We start from the raw sequence: 8077 nt of genomic DNA on the forward strand, positions 1-8077 counted from the left end.
CTCCTACAGAAGAAGACCGTGCGCTTCTGTAGGAGCGAGGCTTGCCCGCGATGGAGGTGAACGATAACGCATACTGTCTGGTGCTCCAGCGATATCGATAGCAATCTCAGGGACGCCTACGGCTCCAACCCAATCCCCCGCAGAATCACACTGGTCACCGTCTGCACCGCTTTTTCGAACTGCATGTCCGACAGCGGCTGATGCTCGTTGATGATCATGATCTGGTGGTCGAAGTCGGCGTAGTGCTGGGTCGAGGCCCAGATCATGTACAGCAGGCTCGACGGCTCCACCGGCAGGATGCGTTGGTCTTCGACCCACTGGCGGATCTTCGCTTCCTTCATCTTCGCCCAGTCGTACAGGCTGGCGTCCAGCGCCTCGCCCAGGGTCGGCGCGCCGTGGATGATTTCGTTGGCCCAGACTTTCGAGCCATAGGGCCGGCTGCGGGAATGGTTCATCTTGGCGCGGATGTAGCTGCTGAGGACCACCCGCGGGTCGTCGAACATCTCGAAGCACAGGGCGTCCTGCTTCCACAACTCCAGCAGTTCCAGCAGCACCGCGCTGTACAGCTCGCTCTTGGTGCTGAAGTAGTAATGCAGGTTGGAGCGCGGCAACTGCACCTCGGCGGCGATATCGGCCATGGCCGTGCCGCTGAAGCCTTTTTCGGCGAATACCTTTTCCGCCGCCAGGAGGATCTTCTCGACGTTGCTGCGACGGATCTCGATCTTGTGATTGCCCATATGGGCTCCCTGAAAACAGTCTGCTGCAAGACTACCATTGGCCTTCGTACAAAAACGAAACTTCCTGGACCTGGCTTTCCCCGGCAAAAACGATTGGTTAGGATCCTTCCCGCCTTATTCCCAGGCACCTGAAGTGTTCCGTCCAGGCGTTGATTCGCGACACGGACATGCAGGCAGGACTTTCGCCGCCGAACCCTGAGGGTTTCGGCCATCCTGCAACGCCGCCATGGATCATGCTCATGCACATTCGAAAACGCTGGCCCGCGGACGACCCGCAGCTCGCCGCCCTGTGGGAACGCTCGGTACGGGCCACCCACGACTTCATTAGCGAAGACGATATCCAACTGCTCTACCCCCTGGTGCGCGACACCTACCTGCCGGCCCTCGAGGTCTGGCTGCTGGAGGACGACGACGGCACCCCGGCCGGTTTTATCGCCAGCGCCGGTGAAAAGGTGGAAATGCTGTTTATCGAACCGGCCCGCCGTGGCCAGGGCGTCGGCCGACAACTGCTGGACCACGTGCGCAGCCGCCATCCGCGGCTCACTGTCGACGTCAACGAACAGAACCCCCAGGCCCATGGTTTTTATCGGCACTACGGTTTCGAAGACATCGGCCGCTCGGAAACCGACGGCCAGGGCCGGCCGTTCCCGATCATCCATATGCGCCTGAAAACCCCTTGAACGCCGCGCCGATGTTTCATCCAGGGCCCCTGCCACGGTCCTTATACTCATAGGCCCAGCGACGACCCGACACTCATTGAACAGGTATTTCCCATGCTGAAAAAACTGCTGGCCTCTCTCGTTGCCGCTTCCTCGGCCTTCGCCCACGCCCACCTGCAAAGCCAGGTCCCGGCCGCCGACAGCACGGTGAGCGCGCCGGGCGAACTGCGCCTGGTGTTCTCCGAAGGCGTCGAGGCGACCTTCACCCAAGTCAGCCTGAGCAAGGATGGCGCGGCGGTCGCCGTCAAGACCCTGGCCACCGAAGGCGCGGACAAGAAGACCCTGATCGTGACCCCGGCGGCGCCACTGACGGCGGGCGCCTACAAGGTCGAGTGGCATGCGGTGTCGGTCGATACCCACACGAGCGAAGGCAGCTACAGCTTCAAGGTCGGCCAGTAACCGATGTCGACCCTGTTGGTGCTCTGCCGCTTCGTGCATTTCGCGGCAGTCCTTTTGCTGTTCGGGGCCTGGGTGTTCAGGCCCCTGCTGTTGGGGCGCGAGCCCTTCGCCGCACTGGATCGCAACCTGACCCGACTCGGCCGCTGGCTGGCCGGGATCGCCCTGGCCACGGGCGTCTGCTGGTTGCTGCTGATCACCGCCAGCATGGCCGGCAGCGGCGCCGCGGCCCTGGACCCGGCCACCCTGCGACGGGTGCTGGGCAAGACCTTTTTCGGCCAGGTGTGGAGCTGGCATCTGCTGCTCAATGGTGCGCTGGTGGTGTTGCTGCTGACTCGCCTGGGTGAGCGGCTGGCGCCACGGTTGATCCTCGCCGCCCTGCTGCTGGCCACCCTCGCCCCGGTGGGCCACGGCGCCATGCTCGACGGCCTCGGCGGCCAGTTGCTAATCCTCAACCAGATCGTCCACCTGGGCTGCGTCAGCCTGTGGCTCGGCGGTTTGCTGGTGCTGCTGATGATTCTGCGGCAACCCGGCGAGCAGCCTCTGGAGCGGGTCCTACTGCGTTTCAGCGGCGTGGGTTACGGGCTCGTAGGTGGGTTGCTGGTCACCGGCCTGATCAATGTACGAGTGCTGACCGGCCAGCTGTGGCCGACACCCTTGCTGTCCGGTTTTGCCCTGATCCTGCTGATCAAGGTGCTGCTGGTGTGCGGCATGTTCGCCCTGGCCCTGTTCAACCGCCTGCGGATCGAGGACTGCCAGCAGCGCCTGGGCACCCTGCGTCGTAGCGTGCTGCTGGAATGGCTGCTGGGGATCGCCGCGGTGGCCGCCGTGTCCCTGCTCGGCACCCTGCCGCCCCTCACCGCCTGAACCCTGCCCTCTCGCCCCTGTAGCCGCTGCCGAGCCCTGGCGAGGCTGCGATCGGGGCGCAGCCCCGTAGACCTGGCGGCGTGGTGTAACTGACGCTGCGCGGTGCCTGGTTTGGCGTCTGCTGCGCAGACGATCGCAGCCTCGCCAGGGCTCGGCAGCGGCTACAGAAGCGTCGGGTCATTCGACCCGGGTATCCCCTTCCGCCGCCGTATCGATACTCACCACCACCGACATCCCCGGGCGCAGGCGTTCGCTTTCCGCCTGGTCGGGGTCGACGGTGATGCGTACCGGTATCCGCTGGGCGATCTTGACGAAGTTGCCGGTGGCGTTGTCGGCCTGCAACAAGGCGAACTCCGAACCGGTGGCCGGCGAGATGCGCTGCACGTGGCCGTGGAATTTGCGGTGGTTGAGCGCATCGACAGTGAAGCTCGCGGGCTGGCCGACGCGGATGTTGTCCATCTGGGTTTCCTTCATGTTGGCGATCACCCAGAGCTGGTTCGGCACCAGCGACATCAGTTGCGCCCCGGAATTGACGTAGGCCCCCAGGCGCACGCCGATCTGCCCCAGCTGGCCATCGCGCGGCGCGGTGACCCGGGTGTTGGACAGGTCGATCCGCGCCAGCTGCACCGCCGCCTCGGCGTTGGCCACCGCGGCCTCCAGCGAGCCGCGATTGACGATCACCGTCTGCAGGTCCTGGCGGGCGATGTCCAGCTGCGCCTGGGCCTGGGCCACCGCGGCGAGGGTCTGGGCGTTGGCGGCGCGGGTCACGTCCAGGTCACGCTGGGACACCGAACCGTCGGCGATCAGTTCCTGGTTGCGCCGCAGGTCGGCTGCGCTCTTGCGCGCCTGGGCCTGGCTGTCGGCCAGCGCCGCCTGGCGCAGCTTGATGGTGGCTTCGGCGCTGTTGCGCTGCTGCACCACATTGGCCAGGGCCGCCTTCTGCGACGCCAGCTGGGCCAGGGACTGCTCCAGGCGCTGCTTGTAGATGCGGTCGTCGAGGCGCACCAGCAGGTCGCCGGCCTTGACGAACTGGAAGTCCTGCACCGGCACCTCGAACACATAACCGCTGAGCTGCGGCCCGATGATCGTCACCTGGCCCCGCACCAGGGCGTTCTCGGTGCTTTCGACGGCACTGCTGAACGGCGGCAGCTGCCAGGCATAGAGCACGACCAGCACGCCGCTGATGGCGATCGCGGCGAACCCCAGGGACGAGATGATCCGCACCCGCAGCGAACGCGGCTCGGTGATCGGCATCGAGGGCGGCGCACTGCCTTCCGGCGTCGAGGCAATGGCGTTGGTGGTGGTGATGGTCGGTTCGGTCATGAAGAAATGGCACCGCTGGGTTGGACGGGAGTCGGGGCTGGGGTCGAAGCTGCGGGCGTGACCGCCTTGGTCGTGCTCATCAGCCACAGGCTGCGAATGAAGATCCAGATCATGGTCAGCACGGCGATCACCGCGATCAGCATGAACACATCGTTGTAGGCCAGCACGTTGGCTTCGCGGGTGGCGGCGCTGGCCAGGCTGCGGATGCCTTGCAGCTCGCGGGCCTGCGGGTCGGCGATCACCCTGCCGACCGCCGCCCCGCCGCTCTGCACCCGGCCCAGCACCCGCGGGTCCATCAGCACCAGTTGCTCGACGATATGGCTGGAATGGTATTTCTCGCGGACGATCTGGAAGGTCCCCAGCAGCGCCGAGCCGATCAGCCCGCCGAGGTTCTGGCAGATGCCGAACAGCACCGAGAAGCTCACCAGGTTGCGCGGGTTGGTCAGCACGTTGCGCGTGCCCAGGACCATGGTCGGGCCGAGAAAGAAGGTCCCGCCGAAGGCCAGCAGGAACTGGCTGAAGTACATGTTGGCCGGGCGCGTGAGGTTATTGGAGAAGCTGTCCATCACCGAGCCCACGGCCATCAGCGCCAGGGAGATGACCAGCGGCATGAACAGGTGCGCCGGGTTGATGGTCAGGGCGCTGGTGGCCAGGCCCGCGATGCTGCCCAGCAGCATCACCCCATACAGCAGGCGCATCTGCTGGCTGCTCATGTTCAGCGCCTGGAGAAAGCCCACGGCGCCGGTGGACTGCTCGGACAGCACCATGCGGATCAGGATCACCGCCAGGGCCAGGCGGATCGCCGCCCCGCTGCCCAGCCAGCGGGTCATCAGCATCGGGTTGCTGCGGTTATGTTCGATGGCCAGCCCGGCGAGGATCAGCACGATGGAGCCGGCGCTGGCGTAGCCGATCCACGGCGCTTCCAGCCACCAGTCGATGCGCCCCAGGGACAGCACCGCGCAGAGCAGCGCGACGCCGCTGGCGAGGATGGCGAAGGTCAGGAAATCGAGTTTTTCGAAGGTGCGAAAACGGTCGCCGGGCGGCAGCTTGAGCAGGAACACGCAGCCCAGGGAGGCCAGCGCCAGCCCCAGCTCGAACAGGTACAGGCCGCGCCATTCGGCGATCTGCAGCAGGTCTTCGGAAAACAGCCGGGCCAGGGGCAAGGCCAGTTGCGAGGCACCCAGCCCCAGCACCAGGGCTTTCATCCGCCACTTGGCCGGGAACGCCTGGACCATGTAGTACAGGCCCAGGGAACTCAGGGCGGCGCCAACCATGCCGTGGGCCGCGCGCACGGCGATGGCCGAACTCAGGTCGTTGACGAACAGGTGGCCGAAGGTCACCAGCGCATAGAGCACCAGGAACACCTCGGTAAAGGCGCGCAGGCCGAACTGCTGGCGAAACTTCACCAGCAGCAGGTTCATCGACACGTTGGTCATCACGTAGGCCGCCGGCAGCCAGGCCATTTCCGCCGTGGTCGCGCCCAGCGCCCCTTGCAGGTAAGGCAGGTTGGCGACCACCAGGGAGTTGCCGAGGCCGCCGGTGATCGCCACCAGCAGACCGACCAGGGCATAGGCCAGGCGCTTGTGCGTGGGGTGCAGCGGCGTCGAGGGGGAACCGGGCAAGCTGGGCTTTTCGTGGGGCTGCCAGTTGCGCGGGGCGTAGCTATCCATTCATTGACCTTGCCATTCGCTGACCTTGTTCCATGTCCGCCCGAGTGGCGGACGCTCCAGAGTTGTTCCGGGTTGCCCGGCAGTGTGCCGGAAAACCTCGGGATCCAGGCACACTGCCGGGCTCGATTGACGAACTTTATGCAAAGCTAATCACGGTGCAGAGGATTTTTTCAGCCCACTGTCGGCAGCCTGACGAAATACCCGTGGCGCTGACGCAAATCCGCCACAGGCCCTGCCTATCATTGCCGCTGCTCGCCCCCTAGAATCGGCCGTCACCTGTGCCTCCCGCGGAGCCCCGCAATGCCCCTGTCCTTTCAGAAGCTGCATGCCAATGGCGACGACTTCATGCTGGTCGATGCCCGTGGGCGCGACAACCCGATCACCGGCGAGCTGGCCAGGACCCTGGGCGACCGCCATCGCGGCGTGGGTTTCAATCAGCTGGTGGTGCTCAGCCATTGCCCCGAGACAGCGGCGCAACTGACCTTCTGGAATGCCGATGGTTCCAGCCTGAGCACCTGCGGCAGCGCCACCCGCGGCGCGGCCGACCTGCTGATGCGCGAAAGCGGCGAAGACTCGGTGCGGGTGAAGACCGTCCGCGGCATCCAGCACTGCATACGCCTGGAGGATCAGTCGGTGTCGGTGGAGATGGGTGTGCCGCAATTCGCCTGGCAGGAGATTCCGCTGGCGACGGCCCTCGACAGCCTGGCCCTGCCCCTGTCCGGCGAGCCGGCGGCGTGCAGCATGGGCAACCCGCACTGCACGTTTTTTGTCGAGGACCTGCACGCCATCGACGTGGCGACACTGGGCCCGCGGATCGAGGCGCACCCGCTGTTCCCGCAGAAGACCAATGTGCACTTCGTCCAGGTCATCGACCGCCAGACCATTCGCCTGCGCATCTGGGAGCGCAACGGCGCCATCCCCTTGGGCTCCGGCTCGTGCTCCTGCGGCGCGGCGGTCAACGGCATACGCCGCGGCCTGCTGGACAGCCCGGTCCGGGTGCTGTGCGACGGCGGCCCGGTCACCGTCAGCTGGGACGGCCAGGGCAAGGTGCGGCTGGCCGGTGGGGTGGAGCGGGTGTTCAGCGGGGTGATCTGAGAGCCGCGGCGTTTGGTGGACCTGATCGCGAGCAAGCTCGCTCCTACAGGATTTGCGCAAACTCTGTAGGAGCGAGCTTGCTCGCGATGAGGCCAGCGGCAGCGACGCCCTCCCCGGACTCGATTGGTAAATTTTCTTTAAAGGTGATCTGGTTTCGAGGGGATTTTTCAAGCAGAAACTGGATGCCAGCCTATCGGCACTTTTTCCTCAAGGAGTGCCACCATGTCCCCCCACAAAAACTCGCGCTGGTTCAAGCGCCTGCTCGCCCTCAGCCTGCTGGCGCCGGCCCTGGCGTTCGCCCAGGAGCGCCCTTGGCCGGACGGCTCGCAACTGGTGCTGTCGTTTTCCATGCAGTTCGAGACCGGTGGCCAGCCGGAGGGCGCCGAAAGCCCGTTTTCCGCAAGCCCCTTGCCCAAGGGCTACCCCGACCTGCCGGCCAACACCTGGTTCGACTACGGCCACAAGGAAGGCCTGTGGCGCCTGCTCGATCTGTGGGACCGCACCGGGATCAAGGTCACCTCGCATGTGGTCGGTGAAGCCGCGCTGAAACACCCGGAGCTGGTCAAGGCCATCGCCGAGCGCGGCCACGAGGTGGCGGCCCACGGCATGCGTTGGGCCGACTCTTACAACATGAGCTACGCCCAGGAAAAACAGTTCATCGGCGATGGCGTGGACGCGGTGCAGAAGCTCACCGGCCAGCGCTCGGTCGGCTACAACGCCAACTGGCTGCGGCGCAGCCCCAACACCCTGAAGGTGTTGCAGGACCTGAATTTCACCTACCACATCGATGACGTCAGCCGTGACGAACCTTTCGTCACCCTGGTGCGCGGCAAGAAATTCGCCGTGGTGCCCTACACCCTGCGCAACAACGACATCGTGCTGATCGAGGGCCGGCACTTCTCCGCCGAACAGTTCTATCAGCAGTTAGTGCTGGAGTTCGATCGCCTGTACGCCGAAGGCGCGAGCCGGCGGCGGATGATGTCGGTGAGCCTGCACGATCGTATCGGCGGTACGCCGGCGATGGTCGAAGCGGTGGAGCGTTTTATCCGCTACGCCCAGTCCCACCCCAAGGTCAGCTTTATGCGCAAGGACCGGATCGCGCAGATCGTGCTGACGGAGAAGGACCCGCTGATCGATAACAGCGAGGCGGCGTATAACGATTGAGGCGTTATGTGTTGAACGAAAGTTCGGTGGGTCGATCCGAGAACAGCGGCGGCCTGCCGATTTTTATCGCGAGCAAGCTCGCTCCTACAGGGACTGCACGGGTCCT

At 65.2% G+C, this 8077-nt stretch carries 8 protein-coding genes; 5 read left to right on the forward strand and 3 right to left on the reverse strand.

Translation table 11 applies throughout. The features are described 5' to 3' along the window. Positions 1–116: 116 nt before the first annotated feature. Entirely contained in the window at positions 117–737 is a 621-nt protein-coding gene (locus PVZ78_RS18310; protein ID WP_007922198.1) for a TetR/AcrR family transcriptional regulator, read from the reverse strand. 239 nt (positions 738–976) lie between these two features. Between PVZ78_RS18310 and PVZ78_RS18315 the strand changes: the two genes are divergently transcribed. The 3 genes from PVZ78_RS18315 to copD all read left to right on the forward strand — a co-directional run bounded on the left by PVZ78_RS18315 (position 977) and on the right by copD (position 2719). Continuing rightward, complete coding sequence (locus PVZ78_RS18315; RefSeq protein WP_016702787.1) at positions 977–1417, forward strand: acetyltransferase; 441 nt, start codon at positions 977–979, stop codon at positions 1415–1417. A gap of 93 nt (positions 1418–1510) precedes the next feature. Further along, positions 1511–1855 (forward strand): copper homeostasis periplasmic binding protein CopC, encoded by a 345-nt coding sequence (gene copC, locus PVZ78_RS18320; RefSeq protein ID WP_273829029.1) that lies wholly within the window; start codon positions 1511–1513, stop codon positions 1853–1855. A gap of 3 nt (positions 1856–1858) precedes the next feature. Further along, the gene (gene copD / locus PVZ78_RS18325) at positions 1859–2719 is read left to right on the forward strand and encodes a copper homeostasis membrane protein CopD (RefSeq protein ID WP_273829030.1); all 861 of its coding nucleotides are present in this window, start codon (positions 1859–1861) and stop codon (positions 2717–2719) included. Between the two features lie 177 nt (positions 2720–2896). On the opposite strand, the gene PVZ78_RS18330 is transcribed toward copD, so the two are convergent. Both PVZ78_RS18330 and PVZ78_RS18335 read right to left on the reverse strand, forming a co-directional pair. After that, a complete protein-coding gene (locus PVZ78_RS18330; protein WP_257374171.1) occupies positions 2897–4042 on the reverse strand; it encodes an HlyD family secretion protein in 1146 nt (381 codons plus the stop codon). Continuing rightward, entirely contained in the window at positions 4039–5712 is a 1674-nt protein-coding gene (locus PVZ78_RS18335) for an MFS transporter (RefSeq protein ID WP_273829031.1), read from the reverse strand. The genes PVZ78_RS18330 and PVZ78_RS18335 overlap by 4 nt, the downstream gene beginning before the upstream one ends. A gap of 300 nt (positions 5713–6012) precedes the next feature. On the opposite strand from PVZ78_RS18335, the gene dapF reads away from it, so the two are divergent. Next, positions 6013–6807, forward strand: a complete 795-nt coding sequence (gene dapF, locus PVZ78_RS18340; RefSeq protein ID WP_038631648.1) for a diaminopimelate epimerase — start codon at positions 6013–6015, stop codon at positions 6805–6807. Between the two features lie 222 nt (positions 6808–7029). Next, entirely contained in the window at positions 7030–7971 is a 942-nt protein-coding gene (locus PVZ78_RS18345) for a polysaccharide deacetylase family protein (protein WP_038631645.1), read from the forward strand. Positions 7972–8077: the final 106 nt, after the last annotated feature.

This window comes from Pseudomonas sp. SBT1-2 (genome assembly GCF_028640875.1).
Taxonomy (GTDB): Bacteria; Pseudomonadota; Gammaproteobacteria; order Pseudomonadales; family Pseudomonadaceae; genus Aquipseudomonas; species Aquipseudomonas chlororaphis_I.